The organism is Bergeyella porcorum (assembly GCF_042427575.1).
Lineage (GTDB): Bacteria > Bacteroidota > Bacteroidia > Flavobacteriales > Weeksellaceae > Bergeyella > Bergeyella porcorum.
Map to the genome: position 1 here is coordinate 19,775 of NZ_JBHMFD010000003.1, position 26,251 is coordinate 46,025.

Below are 26,251 nucleotides of genomic sequence, written 5' to 3' on the forward strand. Positions count from 1 at the left end.
AGCCATATAGATGTAGATTCAATCTGAGCTTGCTCAGAAGGATAATATTATTTACAATTAAAAAAATAAAATGAAATTAGCAGAAGTATCCATAAAACGCCCCAGCTTGGTGATTGTCTTTTTAGCGGCACTCATCATCGGAGGGTTGTTTAGTTACAAGCAGCTAAGCTACGAGCTGATTCCCAATGTGGAAGTAAAAGTAGTAACCATCTCTACCGTATATCCTGGAGCATCGCCTTCGGAGGTAGAGAACAGTGTTTCTAAGAAGATAGAAGATGCGGTTGCCGCATTGGAAGGGATTAAAAACATTCAAACCAAATCTTATGAAAGTCTTTCTGTGGTGATTATTCAGTTTCAGAATGATGCCGATGTAGATTATGCCCTGAATGATGCCCAAAGGAAAATCAATGCCATCCGTTCAGATTTACCAGAAGATGCTAAAGAGCCTTCTTTGGCAAAATTCTCCCTATCAGACTTGCCTGTGGCGAGCTTAGGGGTAACGGGTAATCTTACAGAAACTGAACTTTATGACTTGGTAGATCAAAAAATACAACCTGAGTTTTCCAGAATTGCAGGGGTTTCTCAGGTGAATATCATCGGGGGACAAGAGCGTGAAATCCGCATCAACCTCAATCAGGCTAAGCTTCAAGGTTATGGGCTTACCGTTCCGCAAGTGCAGCAGATTATTGCAGCATCTAATATGGATTTCCCTACGGGAAGCTTAGAGACCAGAGAGAGTTCTACGCTCATCCGCCTATCTGGAAAATTCAAAACAGTAGAGGAAATGAGAAACCTAACGCTCTCTTCACAGAATGGCGTGAACATCAAGCTTTCTGATGTTGCCGAGGTGCAAGATACTCAGAAAGAAGTGGAGAAAATAGCAAGAATAGACCAGCAGGCAACGCTTTTGCTTCAAATCCAAAAACAAAGTGGGTCTAATGCTGTGGAGCTGAGTGATTTGGTGAAACAGAAAATTGTAGATATAGAAAAACAATATGCAGCACAAGGCATTAAGGTTAATTTAGCGAATGATACCTCGGTGTTTACGCTCAATTCTGCCAATGCTGTAATGAAGGATTTGATGATTGCTGTGGGCTTGGTAGCCTTTGTGATGTTGTTTTTCCTTCATAGTTTCAGAAATGCCCTTATCGTAATGGTGGCAATTCCATCTTCATTGATAGCTACATTCATCGGGCTTTTCGTTTTCGGATATACGCTCAATTTGATGAGTTTATTAGCACTTTCCCTCGTTGTGGGTATCTTGGTAGATGATGCTATTGTGGTGATAGAAAACATCCACCGCCATATGGAGATGGGCAAAAACCGAGTGCGTGCAGCGTACGATGGTGCAGCAGAAATTGGCTTTACCGTTACGGCGATTACTTTGGTAATTGTGGTGGTATTCTTACCTATTGCGATGAGTAGTGGGATGGTACCAGACATCATTCGTCAGTTTTGTGTAACGGTGGTAATAGCTACAATGCTTTCCCTTTTGGTATCCTTTACGGTGGTGCCTTGGTTGTTTTCAAGATACGGGAAATTGGAGCTTATCAGTAAAAATTCCCTTCTAGGAAAAGTGATTTATAAGTTTGAAGCAGTGCTTACTTCATTCACCCACTTTATGAGTGATTTGCTCAAATGGTCGCTTCACAATAAGATAAAAACCTTTGTAGTAACTTTCTTCCTATTTGTAAGTGCCATTGCGGTAGCAGCGTTGGGCTACATTGGTGGAGATTTCTTCCCAGGAACGGATAAAGGTGAGTTTTTGGTTCAGATAGAAATGCCGAAAGAATCTTCCATCGAAGAAACCAATTTTATGACTCAAAAAGCGGAGGCTTACCTGGCTAAAAATCCAGCAGTAGCTTCTATGATTACCACCGTAGGGCAGTCTAGTAGTGGGATGGGAGCTTCGCAATCTACAGCTTATAAATCCGAAATCAATGTAGAGTTGGTGGATAAATCTGAAAGAGAAGACCCTACCAAAATCTTTGCTGCCAAAATGAAAAGAGAGCTGGAAAAAGAATTGGTAGGTGCTAAGGTAACCACCGTGCCTGTGGGGATTATGGGAGCAGAAGATGCACCAGTACAATTGGTAGTTACGGGAAGTACTTTGGAAGAGGTTTTAGCCTATGGTAGAGCTGCCGAAGCAGAACTGAAAAAGATAGAAGGCTCTAGTGAAGTTACCCTCAGCGTAGAGGAAGGAAACCCAGAGATTTCCATTAGTGTAGATAGAGATAGAATGACAAGTCTTGGGCTGAATGTAGCTACAGTAGGGCAAACTTTGAGAACGGCTTTCAATGGAAATACCGATAACAAATACCGTACAGGGGATAATGAATATGACATCAATATCATCTTTGATGAAGCTGATAGAAAGAATATCGATAATGTAAAGAATATTGAGTTTACCAATGGGCAAGGGCAAAAGGTGAATCTCTCCCAGTTTGCAGAGGTAGAATACACTTCTGGCCCAGCGTTATTAGAGCGTTACAACCGTGCGCCATCGGTTACTGTAAAATCTCAGGTGGTAGGGAAGTCCCTTAATGGTGTTACCAGTGAATTGGAAAAACGATTGGAAACCTTGAAAAAGCCTGAAAGCGTGAAATGGAAATGGGGTGGTAATGCCGAGAACCAAGCGGAAGGTTTCGGAACATTAGGTATTGCATTGATAGCCGCCATTATGCTCGTGTATATGATTATGGTGGTGCTTTATAACGACTTCGTGAAGCCGTTCATTGTACTCTTTTCCATTCCATTATCATTCATTGGAGCATTGTGGGCATTGGCATTGACTAATGAATCCTTGAACATTTTCACCATTTTGGGTATCATTATGCTCATTGGTCTTGTGGCGAAAAACGCTATTCTCTTGGTAGATTTTGCCAACCATAGGGTAGAGCAGGGGGATACCATAGAAGTAGCTCTAATAGAGGCCAACCACGCTCGTCTTCGTCCAATCTTGATGACCACCATTGCGATGGTATTCGGGATGTTGCCAATAGCGATGGCATCTGGAGCTGGTTCTGAGATGAACAATGGCTTGGCGATTGTTATCATCGGTGGATTGATGTCCTCACTATTCCTTACCCTGATTATTGTTCCTGTGGTATATTATATCATCGTAAGAATAGAAGACCGTTTCTTCGGGCACGAAAAAGATAATATCGAAGAAATGATGGTAGCTGACTACGACCATAAAGATGTAGCACCGCATTAATTTTCATCATCGTTTATTTAATGTTTCTTTGTAGAAGATAGGTTGTCTCTAGAGTGAGGCAACCTATTTTAATTGTTAATGGTTATTGGTTGATAGTTGATGGTTGTCGGTTGATGGTCGTTTATTAATGGTTAATTGTCAATTGTTAAAAATCAGCACTCAAAACTCAAAACTTAAATTGGTTGTTGAAAACTCAACACTCAAAACTCAGCACTCAAAACTCAAGTTGGTTGTCGGTTGATGGTGAAAACTCAACACTCAACACTCAAACCTAAAAATGATAACCTACATCCACTAGAAATAAGCCTTGTGCGGGAGCAGAGGTACCTGCAGCATTTCGGTTTTTGGCTTCTATAATGTGGCGTAGCTCTTCTGGCTTTAGCTTTCCCGAGCCTATCTCTACCATAGTTCCTACAATGGCTCTCACCATATTTCTCAGAAATCTATTGGCAGAGATGGTAAATTTCAGTTCTGTGCCTTGCTGTTCCCATTCGGCTTTGTAGATTTTGCAGAGGGTAGTTTTATTATCTCCACCTACTTTGGCAAAGCTTTCAAAATCCTCATATTCAAAGAGAATTTTACACGCTTCGTTCATTTTATTGATGTCCAAAGGTTTCTTCCAATGCTGCCAAGCCGATGACTGCGTAAAAGGATTTTTCTCCAACGAAATATAATAATGATAGGTGCGAAAAGTGGCATCAAAACGAGCGTGAAAATCATCTCTCACCCTGAAAATTCTATGCACGGCAATGTCTGGCGGTAAAAAGCTATTGAGCTGATAAGGAAGCTTATCTGCAATATGACCATCAAAATCAAAGTGGGCAAAGATTTTCTTAGCGTGTACTCCCGTATCGGTACGCCCAGCTCCCGTGGTTTTGATGGGGGTTCTCAGTAGGGTAGAGAGGGCTTTTTCTAGTTCTTCCTGCACAGTGATGGCGTTCGGCTGAATTTGATAGCCGAAATAATGTTTTCCGTTGTATGAAAATTCTATAAAGTATCTCAATTTTGTAAATTTGCAACCACAAAAATAATACTTTTGACGAAGATACTTTTACTTTCAGATACGCATTCTCACTTAGATGAAAAAATATTGCAATACGCTAGCGAAGCAGATGAGGTTTGGCATTGCGGTGATTTTGGGAATGTTTCCGTTTTGGAAACCTTACAAAACATTAAACCGCTAAGGGGGGTCTATGGTAATATAGATGGTACGGAAGTTCGGCAATGCGTACCAGAGGTCAATAGATTTCTATGCGAAAGGGTAGAGGTGCTGATGATACACATTGGAGGGTATCCCAACAAATACAGTCCACTTGCCAAAAAAGAAATTGGAATGAAATCTCCTCAGCTATTTATTTCTGGGCATTCTCATATTTTGAAAGCGATGTACGATGAGAAGCATAAGCTTTTACACCTCAATCCTGGGGCGTGTGGTAAGAGTGGCTGGCATCAGGTGCGTACAATGATGCGTTTTGAAATAGATGGCGATAATATCCAAAATCTTGAAGTGATAGAGCTGGGGAAAAGGTAGGGGGAGAGGTTAGATTTTAGAATTTATAGTTGATAAAAGCACAAACAAAAGATGAAAATAGGTGATAGCGTTTCTGTGATAGATGAAGATTTGAGTGGGGTGATAACTTCCGTTCACGGGGATATGGTGGTTTTTAAAGATGAGCACGGCTTTACACATCGTGTGGCGGTATCTCAAATAGTACAGCGAAATGCTGATTGGTATGATAATATCCAGAACGTAGAAAAATTTAAGGAATACAAACCGAAATCCAAGAAACATCAGAGAAATCATTTTGTTTTAGATTTACATTTTGAAAAATTGGTAGATATGCCTTTGGATTATGATGGATTTGAAAGGTTATTCATTCAGAAAGAAAAACTATTGGAAGCCTTGGTGTTTTGCAGAAAGAATAGGTTGAAAAAAATGGAAATTATTCACGGCTTGGGAGATGGGACTTTACAAAAAATGGTGATAGATACTTTGGAATCTCAGCTGGGGCTGGATTTTTATAATAAAGAAATTTTGCATCATCAATCGGGTGCGATAATGGTAGAATTTCACTAAATTTGCCATCATTTTATATGGAAAAACTCAATTTACTTTTCACGAAAGATGGTTTGCAATACCAGATTACCCGAAACAAAACCGTTTTGGAGGAAAATGCCTTTTTTCAAAATGAAGATGCACCTTCTGATTTTATCTTGCAAAAGTTGAAAGAAGTTTTGGGAAAGAAATTTTTCAGCATTTCGGTATATTCTGCACTCAATCATTTTACGCTAATGCCAGAGGGGTTCTCACAGCACGATTTGGGATATGATTTAATCAATTATAATGCTCAAGTAAACCCCGATGAAGAGGAGCTAATGCTCTCTGTTAATAAGCGGTTTGGCGTTCAGTTTTATTACACCCTTCCAAAGGAATATTATCAGCTCATCAAAGGGGTGAAAGTTCCTAAGAATTTTAACTTTTCTGGGGAGAAATTCCTCAGTTCTATCCACCTGAAAGGCGGTAATGAAATCCATATCAACCTCTACCATCATCAGTGCGAGTTTGTAGCATTGAAGGATAAAAAAGTGTTATTATACAACAACTTGGATGTAGATTCGGAGGTGGATTTTCTCTATTTCATTATGTTTACCCTTAGCAAGATAGATTTTGGAACTCAAGATGCGTATTTTTTTGTTTATGGAGAAACTTCGGGGAACGAAACTTTTATTTCCGAGCTTCGCAAATTTGTTAACCATCTGAAAATTGTATTTGACAATATTCCAAAACAAAATTTTATTTTAAAAATCAACTAAACAATTAGGTTGTTCAAAACCAACAACCATCAACTGTCAACCAACAACCATATTATGTTCAGAATCATCAGCGGAAAATGGAAGGCCAAACGCATTGTGGCACCCAAAAATTTTGAAGTAAGACCTACCACAGACTTTGCAAAGGAGGCGTTGTTTAGTATTTTAGAAAATCGCTATCAATTGGATTTTCAGGCGTGTTCTGTTCTGGATTTGTTTGCAGGTATTGGTTCTATTTCGTTAGAGTTTGCCTCTCGAGAGTGTCAAGATGTTACAGCGGTGGAACTGAATACCAAGCATTGTGGTTTTATTAGCTCTACGGCAGCAGATTTGGATATGGCATTGCAGATTAATGTTCAAAGGGGCGATGTGTATGATTGGCTCAAGAAAAACCGAAATAAAAAACAATACGAGATTGTCTTTGCTGATGCTCCATTTGATGGAACCGATGAGAAAAAATATCAGGAACTCATCGCCTTGGTTTTGAATAATCAATATCTGAAAGAGAATGGCGTTTTTGTTTTAGAGCATCAAAGCCGAATGAACATAGAGCATCCTCTACTTCTTGAAACAAGAAAGTATGGCAATGTAAGTTTTTCCTTTTTTCAATTGAAAGAAGAGGGAGAAGCGTAATGTTGCGATTATAAAACACCGCCGCCCTCTCAACCAAGTTGAGAGGGCGGCGGTTATATTGTAAAAGCAAGGATTATCCTTCTAGCACCCTTTTTACGGCTTTTTTTACCGCTTCCGCATCTATGCCATATTTTTTCATCAGTTCGGTAGGGGTAGCAGATTCTCCGAAGGAATCATTTACAGCTACAAATTCCTGTCTTGTAGGTCTTTTTCTGGCTAAAAGTCCCGCCACAGATTCGCCTAAACCACCTAGGTAGTTGTGCTCTTCTGCCGTAACAATCTTACCAGTTTTCTCCACAGATTTTAGAATGATTTCTTCATCTAATGGTTTGATGGTGTGGATGTTAATCACTTCGCAAGAGACGCCTTCTTTTTCCAATTCTTCGGCAGCTACTAAGGATTCCCATACCAAATGTCCCGTTGCTACAATGGTCACATCTTTTCCTTCTTGTAGAAGAATCCCTTTCCCAATTTCAAAAGGCATATCCTCTGGAATAAATACCGGTACAGCAGGACGCCCAAATCTTAAATAAACAGGACCTTCGTGTTCAGCAATTGCCAATGTAGCGGCTTTGGTTTGGTTATAATCGCAAGGGTTAATTACCGTCATCCCAGGAAGCATTTTCATCATACCAATATCTTCCAAAACCTGATGCGTAGCCCCATCCTCCCCTAAGGTAAGCCCTGCGTGAGAGGCACAGATTTTTACATTTTTACCAGAATAAGCAATAGATTGACGGATTTGATCATAAACTCTGGAAGTAGAGAAATTAGCAAATGTACCCGTGAAAGGAATTTTACCATTAATGGTAAGCCCTGCGGCAATGCCCATCATATTAGCCTCTGCAATTCCCACTTGGAAGAATCGCTCTGGGGCTTTTTCTATGAATTTCTCCATTTTTAGGGAACCGATAAGGTCTGCACAAAGGGCAACAACATTAGGGTTTTTATCTGCCAGCTCTGCTAATCCTGCTCCGAATCCACTTCTGGTATCTTTTTTTTCTGTATAGGTGTATTTCATTTTTAATTTTTCTTTTTTGTTGAATGTTTAGAATTAGTAATCAGCAGGAGCTTCTATATAAAGTTGTTCCATTGCTTTGGCCAGTTGCTCATCATTCGGAGCTTTGCCGTGCCAAGCGTGCGTACCCATCATAAAATCTACGCCATTACCCATCTCGGTATTAAGGATGATTACCACAGGTTTTCCTTTGCCAGTTTCGGCTTTTGCTTTTTCCAAGATAGCGATAACCGCTTCTAAATCATTTCCGTTTTTCTCATTGAGAACCGTCCAGCCAAAAGCTTCTAATTTAGCGTGTAAATCACCAAGGCTGAGGACATCTTCCACATCACCATCTATCTGGCGGTTGTTATAATCTACTGTTGCAATCAGGTTGTCCACCTTATTGTGGGCAGCATACATTAGGGCTTCCCAGATTTGCCCCTCTTGCAATTCGCCATCACCGTGAAGGGAATAGACCAAAGAAGCATCGCCGTCCAATTTTTTCCCTAAGGCGGCACCAATAGCTACTGAAAGACCTTGTCCTAAAGAGCCAGATGCAATTCTTACCCCTGGTAAACCTTCGTGGGTGGTAGGGTGTCCTTGTAAGCGAGAATCTAATTTTCTGAAAGTCTTCAGTTCTTCCACAGGGAAGAAATCAAACCTTGCTAAAGTGGAATAGTAAACTGGTGAAATATGCCCATTGGAAAGGAAGAATAAATCTTCGTTTTTACCTTCCATTGTGAAGGGCAATTGATAATTCATCACTTTGCCATAAAGTGCAGTAAAATACTCTACGCACCCTAAGCTACCCCCTGGGTGTCCAGAGTTTACAGCGTGTACCATTCTCAAAATATCCCTTCTTATCTGTGTGGTGAGAGATTTTAGTTCTTCAATGCTTTTACTCATTATTGTTAAGATTTATGATTGAGCGAAATTACAAAAATTAAACCCTAATTGAAAGTTTTTTTTGAAGAAAGAGGAAAGACTATCAACCGACAACTATCAATCAATTTTAGTGCTGAGTTTTGAGGTTTTGAATTTTTGAAGAAGGAGAAAAGAAGAAAGAGAAAAGACTATCAACCGACAACCAACAACTGACAACCAATTTTAGTGCTGAGTTTTGAGTGTTGAGTCTTTGAAGAAAGAGGAAAGAAGAAAGAGAAAAGACTATCAACCGACAATCATAGACTAACAATTAATCATTAACAATCAACAATTAATATACGACCTCTTTGCTCTTTCTTCTTCTTTGCTCTTATAAAAGAGATTAGAGGAGATATTATAGATTATGGGTTGGTAGGCGTAGGAGTCTCGGTATAGGTTCCTTTTCCTTTTACGAGGAATAAACCAAGGAAAGTCAGTAGTCCGTTGATGATGATAAGTTCTACACCTATGCGATAATCTGTATTCTGTGTAATCAGCATATTAACAAGGTAAGTGGCTACTGGTGCCAAAAGCGTTACTGCTAAGATACTTCCTTTCTTCTGTATTTGAAATTTGGTGAAAATACCAAAGGCAAACAATCCTAAAAGTGGCCCATAAGTATAACCCGCAATTTCCATAATGAGATAGATAATAGATTTATCATTAATGGCTTTGAAAATCATAATCAGCAGGAAGAAAGCCACTGTGAAGGTAAGGTGTACCCGCATTCTGAGATTTTTTTTCTGTTTTTCAGTTTTGGTTTTATCCTCATTCAGATTGAGAAGATCTACACAATACGAACTGGTAACAGCGGTAAGAGCCCCGTCTGCGGATGGAAACAATGCGGAGATTAAACCAATGATGAAAATAATAGAAATAGCCAGTGGAAAATAGCCTTGCAGGGATAGGGCAGGGAATAAATCGTCTCCCATAATGTTTGTAATATTACCAGTGGCATCTCGGAAGCCGAAAATGTTGCTTATCTGCTCTTTTCCATTGATAATATTGGTGATTTGTGCATATTCTGCCCCGTTGTTGATGGCAAATAGATACAGAAGTCCTCCTAGAAATAAAAACGCCATATTCACAAATAATAGAATGACCGCAAAAGAAAGCATATTCTTTTTAGAATTTCTCAGATTATCTACTGAAATGTTTTTCTGCATCATTTCTTGGTCTAATCCCGTCATTGCAATGGTGATGAACATCCCTCCTAAGATGGTTTTCAAGAAAAATGTTTTAGAATTAACATCGGTATTGATGAGGTGGGTGTATTGTCTTTCGGCAAGGGTATTGTACGCCTCTGCGGCAGATAAATCCAAGTGAGAAAGAATGTAAAGAATACAGCCTATTAAGCTGATAATCATAAAGGAGGTCTGTAGCGTATCGGTAATCACAATGGTTTTTACGCCACCTTCAAAGGTGTAGAGTAGTACCATCAGAAGGATGATGGCAGCCGTTACCCAAAACGGAACGCCCAAACTTTCTAAAAGAAAAATCTGTAATACATTCACCACCAGATAGAGCCTTGCTGTAGCTCCTATGGAACGCGAAATAATGAAAAACAACGAGCCTATTTTATGGGCTTCTACATTAAATCTCTTTCCCAGATAGGTATAGATAGAGGTAAGATTCATACGGTAATACAGCGGTAAGAGGATGAACGCCACCACAAAATACCCCAAGAAAAAACCCACTACCATCATATAGTATTCAAACCCACCAAAGGGAGGCTCACCACCCGTCATTTTCCCCACCGTACCAGGTACGGAAATAAAGGTAACGCCGCTGAGGCTGGTGCCTATCATTCCAAAAGCCACGAGCCACCATTTGCTCTTTTTGTTCCCGATGAAAAAAGATTGATTATCAGAATTACGACTTGTAAAGTAGGCAATTACCAAAAGCCCCACGAAATAAATCAGTACAAATGAAAGTAATACCGTTGTAGAATTCATATTTTCTAAAAATAAAATTTCACAAATATAGTTTTTTTCGGGAAAAAGATTAGATAAGCTGTTTCAGATTTTTCAAGGCTTGGGTTGAAAGCATTCAGGCTTTGATTTTAGTATTTTTGAAGAGGCTGAATGTTATATTTTTAATTATAATATCAAATTGATATTGAATTGATTTAAAATCATCTTATTTGCAATAAAACCTTTCAGGGATTGATTACAAACATTGATGCGTGTCATAAATCCCGAAGTGGATTGATTTAAAACACTGATGTTTGTCATAAATTCCAAAGTGGATTGATTTAAAACACTGATGTTTGTCATAAATCCCAAAATGGATTGATTTAAAACACCGATGTTTGTCATAAATCCCAAAGTGGATTGGTTTGAAACAAGTTGTGGACAATAAATTATTGAAGAAATTGAATAAAAACAGATACTAGGGAAATTTGTCTTTTGTATTGTTGAAGATTCCTACTTCGGGAGGCTATTTCAGTCTCAGGGAAAAACAAAAAACGCATTCCCAATCAAGGAATGCGTAGTGTATAATGTGCTAAAACATAGGTTACAGATGCCCGAATTGCTCTAGCATTCTCTTATCATTTTCAAAGAACATACGGATGTCTCCCATCTGATGAAGCAGCATCACAATACGCTCTATTCCCATACCGAAAGCATAGCCAGAATATTGGTCTGGGTCTATGTTTACATTTTTCAGTACCGCAGGATCCACCATACCACAGCCCATAATCTCTAGCCAGCCCGTTCCTTTCGTGATTCTATAATCGGTTTCAGAATTAAGCCCCCAATACACATCCACCTCTGCACTTGGCTCTGTAAAAGGGAAGTACGATGGACGCATTCTGATTTTTGATTTTCCAAAAAGCTCCGTAGTGAAAAACTGAATGGTCTGTTTTAAATCTGCAAAGCTTACATTTTCATCAATATAAAGCCCTTCTATCTGATGGAAAATACAATGCGAGCGAGAGGATACCGCCTCGTTTCTGAATACACGCCCTGGTGCCAATATTCTGATGGGTGGCTCATTGTTCTCCATATATCGGATTTGAACAGATGAAGTATGGGTACGCAGTAGCATATCAGGATTTTGCTCTATAAAGAAAGTGTCTTGCATATCCCTTGCAGGGTGGTACTCTGGCATATTTAGTGCACTGAAATTGTGCCAATCATCTTCTATCTCTGGGCCATCTGCCACAGCAAAACCAATGGACTTGAAGATTTCCACAATGCGATTTCTTACCAGATTGATAGGATGTCTTGTTCCCAACTCTAATGGAAATGCAGGCTTGGTAAGGTCTTCTTTTTCCACTACAATTTGAGTGGCAGTAGCGGCTTTCAGCTCATCAAGCTTTGCGGCAACGGCTTGTTTCAGCGTATTGATTTTCTGTCCGAATTCTTTCTTTTGTTCATTAGGAACTTCTTTGAATTTTTCAAACAAATCATTTAGAATTCCCTTTTTACCATTATATTGAATGCGAAATTGCTCTATTTCCTCCTTATTGGTAGTGGTAAAACGGGCAACCTCTGCCAATAGTTCTTCAATCTTTTCTAACATTTTGGATATTTTTTCAAGATGCCAAATTTACAACTTTTCGGTTATTAATGAAAAAAAGGTGCGATATTCTCACACCTTTTATTTTGCTGTATAAACAAGTTTTACTGTTCTCCCAATGCTTTTACCAAAATCTGTACATTGATTTCGTTTTTGATAACACCATTTTGAATCGGTGCTTGAAACTTCACTCCAAACTCCTCTCTATTGATGTCTTTCGGTTCTGTAGCGATGGTTACCTCTCCATTGTTCACACTTACATTGGCGAGGAACTGAGTGGGTTTAGTAATGCCCTTGATGGTAAGATTACCGTCTAAAAGCGTGTTGTAATCTCCACCTTCTGTAGCAGAAACTTTGGTGATGACGAAAGAAGCCGTTGGGAATTTTTCCACCTCGAAGAAGTCGCCAGATTTTAGATGCCCTTCCAATTTGGATTTTTGCTCTGCATCGTTGGCTAAATCCACATTTTCTAAAGACGCTATATTGGCAACAAATTTTCCACTTTCTAATACGCCATCTTTCACAGTAACATCACCACTTTCAAACTTTAATGTCCCAAAATGGCTGGTATTATCGCTTTTAAATACTTTGAAGCCTTTCCATTCTATCTTGCTATTCAGGGTATCTAGCACATAGAGTTTGCCATCTTGTGTAGTTTCTACGGCGTTGCTTTCACTGGTAAGAGGTTTGTCTTTGCCACAAGAAACCAAAACAGCTCCTAATACAATGGCAGACCATACAGCATTGGTAATATTTTTTCTCATTAAAATAGTTTTCTTTATTAATTCCGCTAAAATAATAAAAATATTGATATTAGACAAAACTATATCGATTGATGAAGTGGAATAGAAGTTCATACCTCCAAAGGGGGAAATAGTTTGATATTCAAGTATCGGAAAAGGTGTACTTCAATATGATTGGATTGAAATAAAAAAAACTGCCCTGTGAAAAGGACAGTTTTTACTGTTATGATTTTTAGTTTAGTAACCTCCCGATGTTGTTTCGCCTTTCAATAGGGCTAATGCAGAAGAAGTCCCAATGCGGGTAACGCCCAAGGCTATCATTTCTTGAGCTTCTTCGGGGGTTCTTACGCCGCCTGCGGCTTTTATTGGTAGAGCTCCAGCGTTGGCTTTCATCAGTTTGATACCTTCTACTGTGGCACCGTTAGGTTTTCCATCTTCGGTTTTAAAAAATCCTGTGGACGATTTTACAAAAATCTTCGCTTGCTCTTCTGGGCTAAAATGCTCCTCTGCACATTGGCGAATCAGAGTGGTGATGCCTTCAATCTGAGCATTGGTAAGTGCCGCGATTTCTATAATCCATTTTACGATTTTTCCGTTGTCTAAACCAAGCTTGGAACCTTCTACCACTTCTCTTTTCACGGTGTCTAAATCCCCTGCTTTATAAGCTTCAAAATTAATCACATAGTCCAATTCATCTACGCCATCTTCAATGGCTTTTTGGGCTTCGGCTAATTTTTCTTCCACGGTATAAGTACCTTCGTGAAAACCAATAACTGTACCCACTTTTACATCCCCTTTCGGTGCTAGGTAAGTTTTAACTTCTTTCACATAATCTGGACGAATCATCACGGCAAAAATATGGTTTGCCAAGGCTTCATCACAGAGTTCAAAAACGATTTTTTTGGTTGCTTCTTCTGTAAGACCAGACTGAGCTGGTGTTTTCAAATAAGTTGAATCAAGATATTGTGCGATATTCATAATGTTTAAACTTTATTGATAAATTAATTGATGCAAAGGTATGAAAGAAATGGTTTTTAGGTCTTCTTTTAACCACTGATTTTTATTTGCTTTTCGGGATTAAGATTTCTGTTTAAACTTTATTAATACGGGGTAATGGTCGCTAATGCCACCAAGATATCTTGTCCCTGCATAGGTTCTGAAAGGGCGTCCTCTATGGCTTTTGATACCGCTAGACAATCGTGGGTCATTAAAAACAGCAGCCTTTTCAAACTGTAGCGAATACCCTTCTGATAAAAAATGTGGGGAAAGTATCATCTGGTCAAACAACAATCCCAATCTGCCGTGGAAAGTAGAAAACTGCCGTTCTTTGAACAACTGAACAAAAGGATTGAATAGCACCGATGAACCGCTCTGTAAGAAATCCTTCAGAAAACCTTCGCTGGGATTTTGGTTAAAATCTCCCATTATGATGGTAGCTTCTTCCTTTGGAAGCATCGCAATGCGTTGTTGCAAATCTTTTAAAATATGAATTCTTTTGTTTCGGTTACTGTCAGAATCTCGTTTAGATGGCAGATGTAGCACAAAGACATTCATTACCCAAGTGTTAAATTTCAACTTGCAATATAAGACATCTCGGGTATGCTTTTCACCACTTTCCTCAAAGGTATAGGTGATAGATTCGGAAGAAAGTATTTGTATTTTGGATGAGTCGTAGAGCAAAGCGACATCCATACCGCGTTCATCTTTACCTTTATAATGGACGATGCGATAACGATGTTCGAAGGTTTCTAATGCGGCTAAATCTTGAAGGGGTTGTATGCCCTGCACTTCGCAAAGTCCTACCAAGAATGGTAGTTGTCCATTTTGCTGTTTTATCCAGAGAAATACTTTTTCTAGACTCTTGAGTTTGGCTTCGTATCTTTTTTTGTTCCAGTTTTTCAAACCAGAATTTGAAGATGGTATTTCTCGTTTATGAAATTCAAAATCAGGAAGAAAAAGATTTTCCACATTATAAAAAAGAACCTCCTCGGCACTCATCAGCGTTTGTTTTTTTTAGAGAGGTAAAATTAATAAAAGAAATTGATTTACGAAGTTATTATACTCATCTACTACACCTATAAACAGCTGTTTAAATTCATATTAAAATCTTATCAAAGATATACAAAATGTTTGTACTTTTACTCCCCTGAAAATATAGAATAAAAAAAGTTAATTATGAAGAAAACACTACTTACTGTATCGATGTTGATGGCAATGTCAGTACAAATTCAAGCACAAACTCAAACCCCAGATTATTTAGATGATATTATGCTACAATCTTTCGGATGGGATGAGTATAACCAATCTAGAAATACCAGCGAAGGAGGATTGTATGAATTCTACGCTTCCCGTGCGGGCAACCTGAAAGCATTGGGATTTGATATGATATGGATGCCACCTGCAAGCCATTCTACGGGAGGAGTAGGCTATTTCCCTACAGAGCTTTTCAACTTCTCTTCTACCGCTTGGGGAACGGAAGCACAGCTTAAAAAGATGCTTTCTAATATGAACGCCAGAGGTATCTATCCGATAGCAGATGTGGTGGCAAACCACAGAAGTGGCACTACAGGCTGGACGGATTTCACCAATCCTACTTGGGGATGTGATGCTATTGTTATCAATGATGAAGCTACAGCAGCATTTGATGCTGGCACTGTAATGTCTTGCAGACCCTCTGGTGCTCAGGATACAGGAGATGGCTTTGGTGGCTCTAGAGATATAGACCATACCAATACCACTGTACAAGAAGGCTATAAAGAGTTTCTAAGTCGCCTGAAAGCATTAGGCTTCAAAGGATGGAGATGGGATGTTGCCAAAGGTTTTGCTCCGCAATATTTTGGAATGTATATTGGGGATAGCCAGCCTTATTATTCTGTAGGTGAAAATTGGGATGGCAATGTGGATAATCTCAAAAGCTGGATTAATGGCACCTATGCTGGTGGAGCCACCATTTCTGGAGCATTTGATTTTTCCCTTTACTACAATCTTTCTAATACCTTTGCTTCTGCCACAGCTAATAATCAGTATGGTAATCTCAACTGGGGTGGAGCTATGGCGGGACTGGCAGGGCAATATGGCTTTGCAGAAAAAGCGGTTACCTTCGTAGATAATCACGATACCTTCATTCACGGTTCTGCGTTTTTGGGCAGCAATATCCCTAAAGCCTATACCTATATTCTAACGCATCCAGGGATTCCATCTGTATTTGCACCTCACTATTTTGGAGGTATTTATTCCAAAGATAACGTTACCAGAAATTATACCAGTGAGAAAGCCATAATTGATAAACTGATGGCTATCAGAAAAACTTCAGGGATAGATGCTTGGAGCCATATTGTGATAGATAAATCTGAAACGGGATTGTATGCTGCCTACATCAAGAAAAGATATGCTGATACCGATGCCGTTATTGCAATGAAGATAGGTCCTAACGCGTGGACACCTTCTGGAGAGGGGTGGAACCAAATTATTACTGATAATGAATACGCTGTTTGGACTAAATCTGCCATCAATGTAGCACCTACGATACAAATCCAAGAGCCAAGCACTACTTATCTTACAGGCAGTACGCAGAATATTACCATTACTGCAAGTGATGATAGCCGCGTGGCTCCTACTATTAGATACACACTGGACGGTACTGAACCTAATGCAACTTCATCTATCTATACAGGACCTGTAAGCATTAGCAGTGCAACAGTTTTAAAGGCAGTAGCTTTTGATAACGCTAATTTAAGCTCTGGCGTGGTAGAAAGAAATTATAATTTTGCCGATGGAGGTATTGTTGTAAAATTCAAATCAGAAGGGACCAATTGGAGTAACTCGTTTATCCATTATTGGGGTGTACAACCTACTGGAGTAATGGCAGATGCCAACTGGAGCAATCCTGTAGCAATGACTTATGATGCCAATACAGGTTGGTATTCTTTCTCTTTCACTGGGGCTACCTCTGCTAACTTCCTGTTCAGAAATGAGCAAGGCAATTCCCAAACGGGAGATATCACCAATGTCACACAAAACTCTTGCTATGTTTGGGATACTAGTGTTGCGGGGAATGTAAGAAGCGTGAATTGTGATTCTGTTTTATCTACATCAGACCTTACTGCTTCTAAAACCACATTTGGGGTTGAAAATCCTGCGGAGAATGGTGTGCTAAAAGTTAATTATTCCAATCTTGAAAACGGAGTAGCTTACCTCTACGATATGACGGGTAAATTGGTAAAAACCTTCAAGCTATCTCAGAAGAGCCATACCGAATATTTGAATATCAATGGATTAGCAACAGGAAATTACATCCTAAAAATTCAGGCTAACGGCTTCATACAAAGTCATAAAGTGATTGTGAAATAAGTCTATCAAGGATTAATTCCAACTCAAAGAGGCTGTCCGAAAAGTTTTGGACAGCCTCTTTGAGTGTATTATAAAGGTTTTACTTGCTGTAAGAACCATTCTTTGGTATCGCCTTCTAGGTCGGGAGCGAGTAATTTTTCGCACCATTGGTGATAGTCATTGAGCCATTGTTTTTCTGATGGCGTTAGCAGTTCTACAAGGATGAGCTCTCTATCGAAAGGGCAAAGGGTAAGCGTTTCAAACTCATAGAAAGTACCAAATGGCGTAGTTTCAGCTTCTTTCACAGCGATGAGGTTTTCTAGTCTAATGCCATAGCCATTATCAAGGTAAAAACCTGGCTCGTTGGAGCATACCATTCCTGGAAGTAATTCTTGAGGGTTCATATCTTTGCGAATGTTCTGAGGCCCTTCGTGGACATTCATAAAACTGCCCACGCCGTGTCCAGTACCGTGGTTATAATCTTTACCTTCTAACCATAGTGGCATTCTGGCAATAGCATCTAGATGAACACCTTTGGTTCCCTTAGGAAACTTGACCATAGAAAGGTCTATCATTCCTTTGAGTACTAAGGTTACTTCTTTTTTAAACTCTTCAGAAACTTTTCCTAAAGCAATGGTTCTGGTAATATCCGTAGTTCCTTCTAGGTATTGCCCTCCAGAATCTACTAAAATGCTACCATCATTAGTTACCGCTTTGCTATCCTCTTCTTTAGCAGAATAATGGATGATGGCACCATTTTCTTTATAGCCAATGATGCTGCCAAAGCTTTCTCCTACAAAGTTTTTACCTTCGGCACGGAAATTTTTTAGTTTCTTCCCGATGGAATATTCCGTTAAAGCTTCTTTCCCTGCGGTATGCTTTAGCCAATAAAGGAATTTTACCATTGCCACACCATCTCTCTGCATTGCGATACGGAAGCCTTCCAATTCGGTTTCGTTTTTCTGAGCTTTCATCAAATTGCCTGGTACAGCGGCTTTTATCAATTGATTTTTTGTGGAAAGTGCTTCAAAAATAGATTGGTTGCTGTTAGGAGATATTAAAACATTTTGATGTTCCACTTTCTTTAAATCTGCGAAGAAATCGTCATATGGTTTTGCTTCTACGCGAGCCTCGTTCAGATACTGTACCGCTTCTGGGGTAAGTTTCTCCATATCTACATAGAGTGTAGCGAGGTCTTTGGTAACGGTGATGTATCCTAGAAATACAGGGTTGTACGCTACATCGCTTCCTCTGAGGTTTACCGTCCAAGCTACATCATCTAAGCTAGAAATGATATGAAAGTCGGCTCCTTGTTCGGTCATTTTTTGGCGGATGTTGGTCAGTTTATCCTCCACAGATTGCCCCGCTCTTTCCAATGGATGAACAAAGATGGGGTGCTTCGGTTGTTCATTATTTCTATCTACCCAAAGCTCTGCTAAAAGAGGATGATTAACAATTTTGATATTTTTAGAGGCTAATTGACCTTCTAATTCTAGCCAACTAGAATGTGAAGCGGCTAAGGCATTTACGGCAACAATTCCTCCTTCTTGTAGTTCAGACTTCAGCCAATCGGTATATGAAGGCACGCCATCTACGCCCATTTTCATCAGTTCTATTCCAGAATTTTTCAATTCTATTCCAGCTTGCATAAAGTATCTACCATCCGTCCAAAGGGCGGCTTTATCCTGTGTTACCACTACAAAACCAGCAGAGCCCGTGAAGCCAGAAAGCCAAGTGCGTTCTTGCCATTCTTCTGGTAAATATTCACTAAGATGTGGATCTGCAGAATAGACGACGAAGGCGTCTATATTGTGATGTGCCATCTGAGCTCTGAGTGCTGTGATTCTTTCAGATGGGGTATTCAGTTGTATATTGCTCATTAATGATATTTTTTAGAGGTTTAAAATTACAATTTTTTGATGGAATGAAAAATAGAAAGTGAGTAAAAAATAAACAACCGCAACATTTTGAGTTACGGTTGTTTTATTTGACTAAGAGATGAATCTAATCACATCCTTCATTTTTTCAGTTTCCTCGTTTACCAATTCTTCGTCCACCAAAATTTTGCCAGAATGCTCATCTATGATGATTTTCTTTCTCTGTGCAATTTCCATCTGCTTTTGTGGTGGGATCATAAAGAATGAACCCTTTGGTGCCCCTCTTTCTAAGCCTACAACTGCCAATCCATTGATGGAATTTTCGCGGATTCTTTGGTAAGATTTTAGTAGTCTTTCGTCTATTTTTTCAGAGAACTCTTGGGACTTGGTTTCCAAAAATTCTTCTTCTTTTTGAGTTTCAGCTAAAAGACCTTCCAACTCATCTTTTTTGAATTTCAAATGACTTTTCAGCGTTTCTATTTTCTCGTTTAGGTCTTTTAGTAGCTCGTTTTTTTGCTGGATTTTCGCATTAAATTCTCTGATTCTCTTTTCAGCAAGTTGAATTTCAAGCTCTTGGTATTCAATTTCTTTTCCTAGGGCTTCAAACTCTTTATTGTTTCTTACATTGTCTTGCTGAGCTTTGTATTTTTCAATCAAAGATTTTGCGTGATTAATGACTTCATTTTTGGTGTTAATCTCGTTGTTTTGTTCTTTGATTTCGCCATCAAACTTCTCTGCTCTCTTTTGAAGTCCTTCTATTTCGTTTTCCAAATCTTCTACTTCTATAGGCAATTCCCCTCTGGTATTGCGGATTTCGTCTAATCTGGAATCAATGATTTGAAGATCATAAAGTGCTCTTAGTTTGTCTTCAACTGAAATTTCCGTTGTTTTCTTAGCCATATTTTATAAAAAGTAATTTACAGGATTAGTATTTTCCTCTGTTTTTAAGATTGCAAATTTAGGAAATTTTTCCGATAAAATATCAAATAATTGTTGAGTAACAAACTGTTCGGATTCAAAATGCCCTATATCGCAGAGTAACATCTTATTTTCTGCTTGGAAAAACTCGTGGTATTTCACATCGCCTGTGAGGTAAGCATCGCATTTTTGGCGGATGGCAGCATCTATGCCACTGGCTCCGCTACCTCCTAAAACGCCAACTCTTTTCACGGGTTTACCTCGTAGGGCAGAGTGTCTTATCACGCTGAGATTAAATTTTTCTTTCACCAATTTGAGAAAAGCTTCTTCGGAAAGTGCTTCTTCAAAATCACCATAACGCCCCAAACCTACATAAGGATTTTCATTGTCTAGTGCATAGATTTGGTAGGCGACTTCCTCGTACGGATGGGCAGTTTTCATCGCTTGTAAAATGCGAGACTGTCTGTGATTTTCAAAGATGAAATAGAGCATATCTTCTTGGCTGTTTTCTCTAGTATGGTGCGTACCTGCATAAGGATTAGCCCCAGGAAGTGGACGGAATGTCCCTTGTCCCGATACGGAAAAACTGCATTCATCATAAAACCCAATATGTCCCGCACCAGCTGCAAAGATGGCTTCTTTTACTGCTTCGGTGTGGCTGTGAGGAACATAGACGGCGAGTTGTTTTAGATTGTTTTGCTTTGGCATCAAAATGTTTTGATTTTTAAGACCCAAAGTTTCACAGATTTGATAATTTACCCCGAAGTAATCGTTATCAAAGGCGGTGTGTATCGCGTAGATGGCAATTTGGTTTTCTATGGCTTTCAGTATGGCTCGTTCCACATAGTTTTTCCCAGTAATGGATTTCAGTCCAGAAAAAATAATGGGATGAAAACATACAATAAGGTTAAGGTGCTTTGCTATGGCTTCTTCTACTACATTTTCTAAAGCATCGTGGCACACTAATATGCCTGTGATTTCCCGCTCTGGATTGCCACAAAGTAAGCCTACATTATCAAAATCTTCGGCTTGAGACATCTGAAATGATTTTTCTAGCTCACTAATGATGTTGTATAATTTCATTTTTTATTAAGTTTGCAACGAAATTAGGAATTAATTTCCTTAGAAAAAAATATCCAATGCCAGACCAACTCCCTATAGAGGTAGAAAAAGAACACAACTTTAAGCCTGAACGCAAAAAGTGGAAACGCCAGCTCTTCCGTATCATCTATTACTCTGATACGCCTATGGGCAAGATATTTGACTTGAGCTTGCTCATCCTCATTCTCATCAGTACCTTCACGGTAATGCTGGAGAGTGTTCCTTCTTTTGATTTGCAGTACCATTTGTTTTTCATTATTTTGGAAGTGGCAATTTCCGTGTTCTTCACCATAGAATATATCCTGAGAATCATTACCATTCGCAATAAAAAAGATTATATTTTTAGTTTTTATGGCATTATAGATTTATTGTCCATCATTCCGTTTTATTTGAGCTTATTCTTCCCTGTAACTAAATTTTTTCTCATCATTAGAATGTTGAGAATGCTAAGGGTTTTCAGGATTTTGAATCTCTTAGACTTTATGAACGATGGCTACCTTATTGTAAAAGCTCTGAAAAATAGTTCAAGGAAGATTTATATCTTTCTGTTGTTTCTGATGATTTTCTCTGTGATTGTAGGGTCATTAATGTATATGGTAGAGGGGCATAAGGAGGGGTTTGAAAGTATCCCCCAAAGCATCTATTGGGCGGTAGTAACGGTAACTACGGTAGGGTATGGCGATGTATCTCCTACAACGCCTTTGGGGAAGTTTTTCTCTATTGTACTGATGCTTGCGGGTTACTCCATTATTGCGGTGCCTACGGGGATTGTGACGGCGGAGATGAGAAATAAACGGCAGAATCTGGAAAAAGTATGCCACCGATGTGGAAATGATGATATAGATGATGATGCCAACTACTGTAAGCGATGTGGCGAAAGGGTATCACACCCCATAGATGAAGAGACTAAAGCATAGCTTGGTCATAAGAGTTTTTTGCAGCATCGTAACCTATTTGGAAGATATCGTTCATCCGAGATTTATTGGTTTCAAACATATTGTAATTGACAAGGTCTGTGGGATTGATAAACCAATCGCAAAGGGCAAATTTGCCTTCTTCTGACTGTGAAGTCATCAGGTCGTATGCTCTAAAACTAACATCAATAACGGATTTTAAATCACTGTTTTTTACACTTTTTTGAGAGGAAAAATAAATGCCTATAATTTTTCTTGCAGAATATTTGAGTACATCTGCGGGAAAATTGTTTAGAATGCCCCCATCGCTGTATAGTTCATTGCCTATTTTATAAGGCGTTACCACCATAGGGATGGAGCAAGAGGCTATAACGGCGTCTATCACCTTGATTTTTTTGCTGAAAACCTCCGCTTTGCCCGTCAGTAAATTGGTGGCTGTGATGAGGACTTTTTTATCCAAATCTCCCAAGGTGGCTTCTCCAAAGATGGGGCGTAAATATTTTTGAAATGCCTCCGATTGGATGAGACCTCCGGGTTTGGTAAGCGAAAAGTGATTCCATTTGAAAAAATAAACCGACTTGAAGAAAGCTAAAATCTCTTCGGGGTTTTTTCCTGCGGCGTATAGGGTTGCCACAATAGCTCCTGCACTGGTGCCAGCAAGGACATCGGGTTTTATATTGTTTTCGTTGAGAAATTTGATAACGCCAGCGTGGGCAATACCCTTGGAACCTCCGCCAGATAAGGCTAATCCTAGATTGTACATTGGATAGAGTTTAAAATCAAAACAAAGATAATGTTTTTTAAACAAATGTTTAATGAAAAAGAAACTGTCCGAGAAGTTTTGGACAGCCTCTTTTTCCTGAAACAAAACGAAAGCCGATTTTTCGCTTTGTTTTTATTGTAGGAAGAGTTCCTACAGTTGTAAAGGAAAATTCTAAAAAAATAATGTTTTTTTGCCCTAAAACATATAGCTACTTAAAAATCAGTATTTTGCAAAAAAGCTATGCTCACCAACGAATAATTTGAACGGCTACAAAAAAATTATCCTCGGGAACAACTCCCGACCTTAACAAAAAACTTTTTCCATTTTTTAAAATTACGAAAAAACTAAAAAATGGAAAAATTTTTGCGGGTATTTTCTACAGATTTTCTGAGATTTCCTTCAACCCCGCATCTTGCAAAACCCATGTTACATGCAGTTTTTCTTATTCACACGCATACTTAGATTTTTTCAAAAAGTTTTCCGTTGCCTTTTCGTCTGCAAAATCTAAAGTTAAAATTTCCTTTATTGCTTGTTTTTTATTCAGTGAGTTTTTGTAATAATTTTTTGTGATAATGTAGCCTATAAAATAACCTAAATCTGCAGGTCTGTCTTTTATAGTCGCCGTATTTGAAAGCCAATTTTGAAAATCATGACCATACATTTCTTTTTTAAACTCCTCCCAAATCCTACATTGGTTTTTCATTCCGAAATCAATGTAAGGTGCTTCAACTTTTTTGTTAAGAATTAATTCCGCAATAAAATCGGCGGAACCTTCTTTTAAACAATTCCCAAGCAGGTTTGATTTGTTAGAATTATTTAAATTTTGCTGTGTGTGAACAAGTTCGTGAGTTGTTAGAAACATAATTCCCGAATTAATTTTCATTCTGTCCTGATAATTTTTTGGAAGTTCAGAATAATCAACAAATTTATCAGACGACGCCAATTCAGAACCAATAATTAAATTTCCGTTAATTACGGTTCCACCACCTTTTAAAATTCCAATTGTAAAGTAAATTTTTGGCGGATTAAATTCAGGATAAATCTTTTGGAATTTTTTGTAAATCTTTTCAACTTTGTTAAAATCATTCTGAATGTTTTCGGTTTTAGGTCGAATTGAATTCCAAAATTTTGGATATTCTGCAAATGATTTTATCCATTTTTCTGAAGTAAAATCTCTTGACTTTATGAAATCCTGCAATCCGTTTGAAGCGTTTTTAATGTAAATCTTTTCAAAAATTTGGACTTTATTTATGTTATTTGAGTTTTTTACAGCGTCAAAAGCAGTCCAAAATCTTTTTATGTCAGAAGTTTCAATATGTTTTTTGAAGTTATTTGTTTGACTAAACGCAAAATTTGAAAAAAATATCAAAATAATCAGAAATCTTGTATTCATCGCAGGTTTTATAAAATTGCAGGTAACGGGAAACGCATTGGCGAAGTGGCGGATAAATTGGACGAAAAGTTCAATTTAGCAGTAACGTAGCCGATGTGTTTCCACATCACTAACTTACAATAAAAAAGCGAATGTGGAACACATTCGGCGGGAAAAGAAGCACAAAAGTTCAATTTTGCACTTAACCCGCCATTTTGCCAATGCGATGTTAGCGGTTCGGGCTTTTTTGTTAGCCTTTGTTGTCTTTTCGATTTAATAATGGTCTGTGTTTTTTTATTAAATATTCTTCTAATTCATAACGTCCAAAATCAACTGGAAAAAGTGTCACTTTACACGTTTTTAAAAACTCTGTTACTTTTCTGTCTTCTGTTTCGCTAAAATAACGTTTTTTACCTTTAATTTCTTGTAGTGTAAAATCTAAAATGTCAGTTCCAATATGTCTTCTAAGTGCTGAAAAATATGTTCGACCACTATGCGTTTTTATTCGTTCTCCAATGTCAGAACTTTCTCCGATATAAATTAGTTTGTCTGATTTGTCTTTTACAAGATAAAGTCCAGCCGAACTAATAGTTTTTGCATCAAACCAAGGTGTAAAAGTCGATTTTAGAATTTTAATTTCTCCCTCTTCTAAGATTTTTGCAAAATTTTCTTGAACTACGTTCCAAAGTCCTCTTTGGTCTGCAATTGCAAACTTTTTCCTTTTGTCAAGTTGAAAACCGTTAAGTTTTGTTGGTAAATTTACAATTCCAAATTCTTCAACCTCTTTTCGTCCAATGTTTGTCGAAATAAATTGAATTTTAAACTTGTCAATTGTTGTTGGTTTGGCAAGTTGATTTGTAGAGTTAAGTTTCTCGAAATTCTTGTAAAAAGTCGATGTCGTTGGCTTAAATTGTTGTTTAAGTCTTTTAACAAGTTCTTTTCCTTCACCAACATAAAACGGAACTTTGTCAAGCGATATTAAATAATTTCCACAGCCTTTTTCATTAACAGTCGATGTGTCACAAAACGGCTGAGTTTTCAATTTGTTAAGTCCACAGGATAAAATTTCGTCTGATTGTTTTTGAATTATGTCCCAACTAAATTTCGTCATTTTGGTCTGTCAGTTTTCGTTTTAGGTTCGGTCGTTTTAGCCTGACCGCTAACGTTTGGGTATTTCCGAAGGCGGGGAAATCGAAGTCGAAAGTTTCTATTTTGCACTAAGGCAAGCCAAAACGAATTTTTATGAGCCAAATTTAAAAATAAAAAACGAATAAAATTCATTTTTGGCGGAGATAAAAGTACAATCCTGGAATTTAGCACTTTAGCCCCGCTTTTTGCAATACCTTGTTATAGTCAGTTTTTCTTTCGTTAGTCGCCATATTTTCTATACCAATTTTCTTTAATCTTCCAGTTATCGTCAGGTCTTTCAGCAACTTTTTTTTCTAATCTTTTTATCTCTTCTGGGTCGTCCGTGTAAACAAAATATGTCGAAGGTGAGTCGAAAAAATTACGGAAAACCCAAAATGTCACTGTTGTTGAATTATTTTCTTTGTTTCTATATATTCCAATGTCGTTTCCACCATTTGAAACTATTGGAAATTCAAAAGGTAATTCACAAACCCATCCATTCCAGCTAACATTTGGATTGAGTTCTTTGTTTTTTACTTGTTTTACGATTTCATTTCTTTTGTTTTCAAGAATGAACCAGTCTACTTTTTCTATAGCAAGATTGGTGGTATGTCGGAAAAGCGTTAAAAGAAAGAGTAAGGAAATTGTCACAAGTTTTGCTACACGAAGTTTCGTTAATGTTTTTCTTTCTTTGATTGTCTTTACTAATTGAATTACTGCTAGTATTAATAGTATCAAAGTCAATCCAAGCCATATAAATGCTAAAAAGAAAAAATTCATGTAGTAGTAGTTTATGAGGGTCAAAATAACCCAAACTACGATTGTCCATATAAGTTCTTTTTTTGTCACTATGTCGGTTTCTAAAATTGGCTATACACCCAAATATACGAACATTCGTTTATTTTTTACATATATATTGCGTATATCGGTTAGTATATGAAAAGTAGGCGATTTCGAAGTGCCAAATTTTCGGTTAAGCACAAAGTATAATACGAG

The 26,251-nt window shown here is 38.2% G+C and carries 22 protein-coding genes; 7 read left to right on the plus strand and 15 right to left on the minus strand.

The annotated features are described in order from the left end of the window. Positions 1–70: 70 nt before the first annotated feature. Positions 71–3,217, plus strand: a complete 3,147-nt coding sequence (locus tag ACFFUE_RS02645) for an efflux RND transporter permease subunit (RefSeq protein WP_376832612.1) — start codon at positions 71–73, stop codon at positions 3,215–3,217. A gap of 271 nt (positions 3,218–3,488) precedes the next feature. On the opposite strand, the gene truA is transcribed toward ACFFUE_RS02645, so the two are convergent. After that, complete coding sequence (truA, locus tag ACFFUE_RS02650; protein ID WP_376832614.1) at positions 3,489–4,220, minus strand: tRNA pseudouridine(38-40) synthase TruA; 732 nt, start codon at positions 4,218–4,220, stop codon at positions 3,489–3,491. 33 nt (positions 4,221–4,253) lie between these two features. Here truA and ACFFUE_RS02655 point away from each other — a divergent pair, with 33 nt between their 5' ends. From ACFFUE_RS02655 to ACFFUE_RS02670, 4 genes are read left to right on the plus strand one after another with little or no spacing between them, the layout of a single operon-like run. Continuing rightward, positions 4,254–4,748: a metallophosphoesterase family protein gene (locus tag ACFFUE_RS02655; RefSeq protein ID WP_376832616.1), complete on the plus strand. Its 495-nt coding sequence runs from the start codon at positions 4,254–4,256 to the stop codon at positions 4,746–4,748. 51 nt (positions 4,749–4,799) lie between these two features. Next, a complete protein-coding gene (locus tag ACFFUE_RS02660; protein ID WP_376832618.1) occupies positions 4,800–5,294 on the plus strand; it encodes a DUF8465 domain-containing protein in 495 nt (164 codons plus the stop codon). 17 nt (positions 5,295–5,311) lie between these two features. After that, positions 5,312–6,031, plus strand: a complete 720-nt coding sequence (locus tag ACFFUE_RS02665; RefSeq protein WP_376832620.1) for a DUF3822 family protein — start codon at positions 5,312–5,314, stop codon at positions 6,029–6,031. Between the two features lie 54 nt (positions 6,032–6,085). Continuing rightward, positions 6,086–6,661: an RsmD family RNA methyltransferase gene (locus tag ACFFUE_RS02670; RefSeq protein ID WP_376832622.1), complete on the plus strand. Its 576-nt coding sequence runs from the start codon at positions 6,086–6,088 to the stop codon at positions 6,659–6,661. A 73-nt stretch (positions 6,662–6,734) separates the two neighbouring features. On the opposite strand, the gene ACFFUE_RS02675 is transcribed toward ACFFUE_RS02670, so the two are convergent. From ACFFUE_RS02675 to ACFFUE_RS02705, 7 genes are all read right to left on the minus strand, one after another. After that, positions 6,735–7,682: a transketolase family protein gene (locus tag ACFFUE_RS02675; protein WP_376832624.1), complete on the minus strand. Its 948-nt coding sequence runs from the start codon at positions 7,680–7,682 to the stop codon at positions 6,735–6,737. 33 nt (positions 7,683–7,715) lie between these two features. Continuing rightward, on the minus strand, positions 7,716–8,567 hold the full coding sequence (locus ACFFUE_RS02680; RefSeq protein ID WP_376832626.1) for a transketolase: 852 nt from the start codon (positions 8,565–8,567) through the stop codon (positions 7,716–7,718). A 380-nt stretch (positions 8,568–8,947) separates the two neighbouring features. Then, positions 8,948–10,540: a sodium:solute symporter gene (locus ACFFUE_RS02685; protein ID WP_376832628.1), complete on the minus strand. Its 1,593-nt coding sequence runs from the start codon at positions 10,538–10,540 to the stop codon at positions 8,948–8,950. 562 nt (positions 10,541–11,102) lie between these two features. Further along, positions 11,103–12,113 (minus strand): phenylalanine--tRNA ligase subunit alpha, encoded by a 1,011-nt coding sequence (pheS, locus tag ACFFUE_RS02690; protein WP_376832630.1) that lies wholly within the window; start codon positions 12,111–12,113, stop codon positions 11,103–11,105. Between the two features lie 101 nt (positions 12,114–12,214). Next, positions 12,215–12,874 (minus strand): YceI family protein, encoded by a 660-nt coding sequence (locus ACFFUE_RS02695; RefSeq protein ID WP_376832632.1) that lies wholly within the window; start codon positions 12,872–12,874, stop codon positions 12,215–12,217. 216 nt (positions 12,875–13,090) lie between these two features. Further along, positions 13,091–13,834 (minus strand): deoxyribose-phosphate aldolase, encoded by a 744-nt coding sequence (deoC, locus tag ACFFUE_RS02700; RefSeq protein WP_376832661.1) that lies wholly within the window; start codon positions 13,832–13,834, stop codon positions 13,091–13,093. Between the two features lie 96 nt (positions 13,835–13,930). After that, entirely contained in the window at positions 13,931–14,851 is a 921-nt protein-coding gene (locus tag ACFFUE_RS02705) for an endonuclease/exonuclease/phosphatase family protein (protein WP_376832635.1), read from the minus strand. A gap of 177 nt (positions 14,852–15,028) precedes the next feature. On the opposite strand from ACFFUE_RS02705, the gene ACFFUE_RS02710 reads away from it, so the two are divergent. Next, the gene (locus tag ACFFUE_RS02710) at positions 15,029–17,203 is read left to right on the plus strand and encodes an FN3 associated domain-containing protein (RefSeq protein ID WP_376832638.1); all 2,175 of its coding nucleotides are present in this window, start codon (positions 15,029–15,031) and stop codon (positions 17,201–17,203) included. A 68-nt stretch (positions 17,204–17,271) separates the two neighbouring features. Here ACFFUE_RS02710 and ACFFUE_RS02715 read toward each other — a convergent pair whose 3' ends face one another. From ACFFUE_RS02715 to ACFFUE_RS02725, 3 genes are all read right to left on the minus strand, one after another. Further along, the gene (locus tag ACFFUE_RS02715; protein ID WP_376832640.1) at positions 17,272–19,062 is read right to left on the minus strand and encodes an aminopeptidase P family protein; all 1,791 of its coding nucleotides are present in this window, start codon (positions 19,060–19,062) and stop codon (positions 17,272–17,274) included. Positions 19,063–19,173: 111 nt separating this feature from the next. After that, positions 19,174–19,959, minus strand: a complete 786-nt coding sequence (locus ACFFUE_RS02720) for a zinc ribbon domain-containing protein (RefSeq protein ID WP_327984237.1) — start codon at positions 19,957–19,959, stop codon at positions 19,174–19,176. A gap of 3 nt (positions 19,960–19,962) precedes the next feature. Next, the gene (locus ACFFUE_RS02725; RefSeq protein ID WP_376832643.1) at positions 19,963–21,060 is read right to left on the minus strand and encodes a Nif3-like dinuclear metal center hexameric protein; all 1,098 of its coding nucleotides are present in this window, start codon (positions 21,058–21,060) and stop codon (positions 19,963–19,965) included. A 56-nt stretch (positions 21,061–21,116) separates the two neighbouring features. On the opposite strand from ACFFUE_RS02725, the gene ACFFUE_RS02730 reads away from it, so the two are divergent. Next, positions 21,117–21,995: an ion transporter gene (locus tag ACFFUE_RS02730; RefSeq protein WP_376832645.1), complete on the plus strand. Its 879-nt coding sequence runs from the start codon at positions 21,117–21,119 to the stop codon at positions 21,993–21,995. Here ACFFUE_RS02730 and ACFFUE_RS02735 read toward each other — a convergent pair. The 4 genes from ACFFUE_RS02735 to ACFFUE_RS02750 all read right to left on the minus strand — a co-directional run bounded on the left by ACFFUE_RS02735 (position 21,985) and on the right by ACFFUE_RS02750 (position 26,104). After that, a complete protein-coding gene (locus tag ACFFUE_RS02735) occupies positions 21,985–22,755 on the minus strand; it encodes a patatin-like phospholipase family protein (protein ID WP_376832648.1) in 771 nt (256 codons plus the stop codon). The two genes, ACFFUE_RS02730 and ACFFUE_RS02735, sit on opposite strands and share 11 nt — an antisense overlap. 442 nt (positions 22,756–23,197) lie before the next feature. Continuing rightward, entirely contained in the window at positions 23,198–24,148 is a 951-nt protein-coding gene (locus ACFFUE_RS02740; RefSeq protein ID WP_376832650.1) for a gliding motility protein GldB-related protein, read from the minus strand. A 229-nt stretch (positions 24,149–24,377) separates the two neighbouring features. After that, positions 24,378–25,238, minus strand: coding sequence for a GIY-YIG nuclease family protein (locus ACFFUE_RS02745; RefSeq protein ID WP_376832652.1), 861 nt, complete (start codon positions 25,236–25,238; stop codon positions 24,378–24,380). A gap of 257 nt (positions 25,239–25,495) precedes the next feature. Continuing rightward, a complete protein-coding gene (locus ACFFUE_RS02750) occupies positions 25,496–26,104 on the minus strand; it encodes a hypothetical protein (RefSeq protein WP_376832655.1) in 609 nt (202 codons plus the stop codon). Positions 26,105–26,251 lie beyond the last annotated feature (147 nt).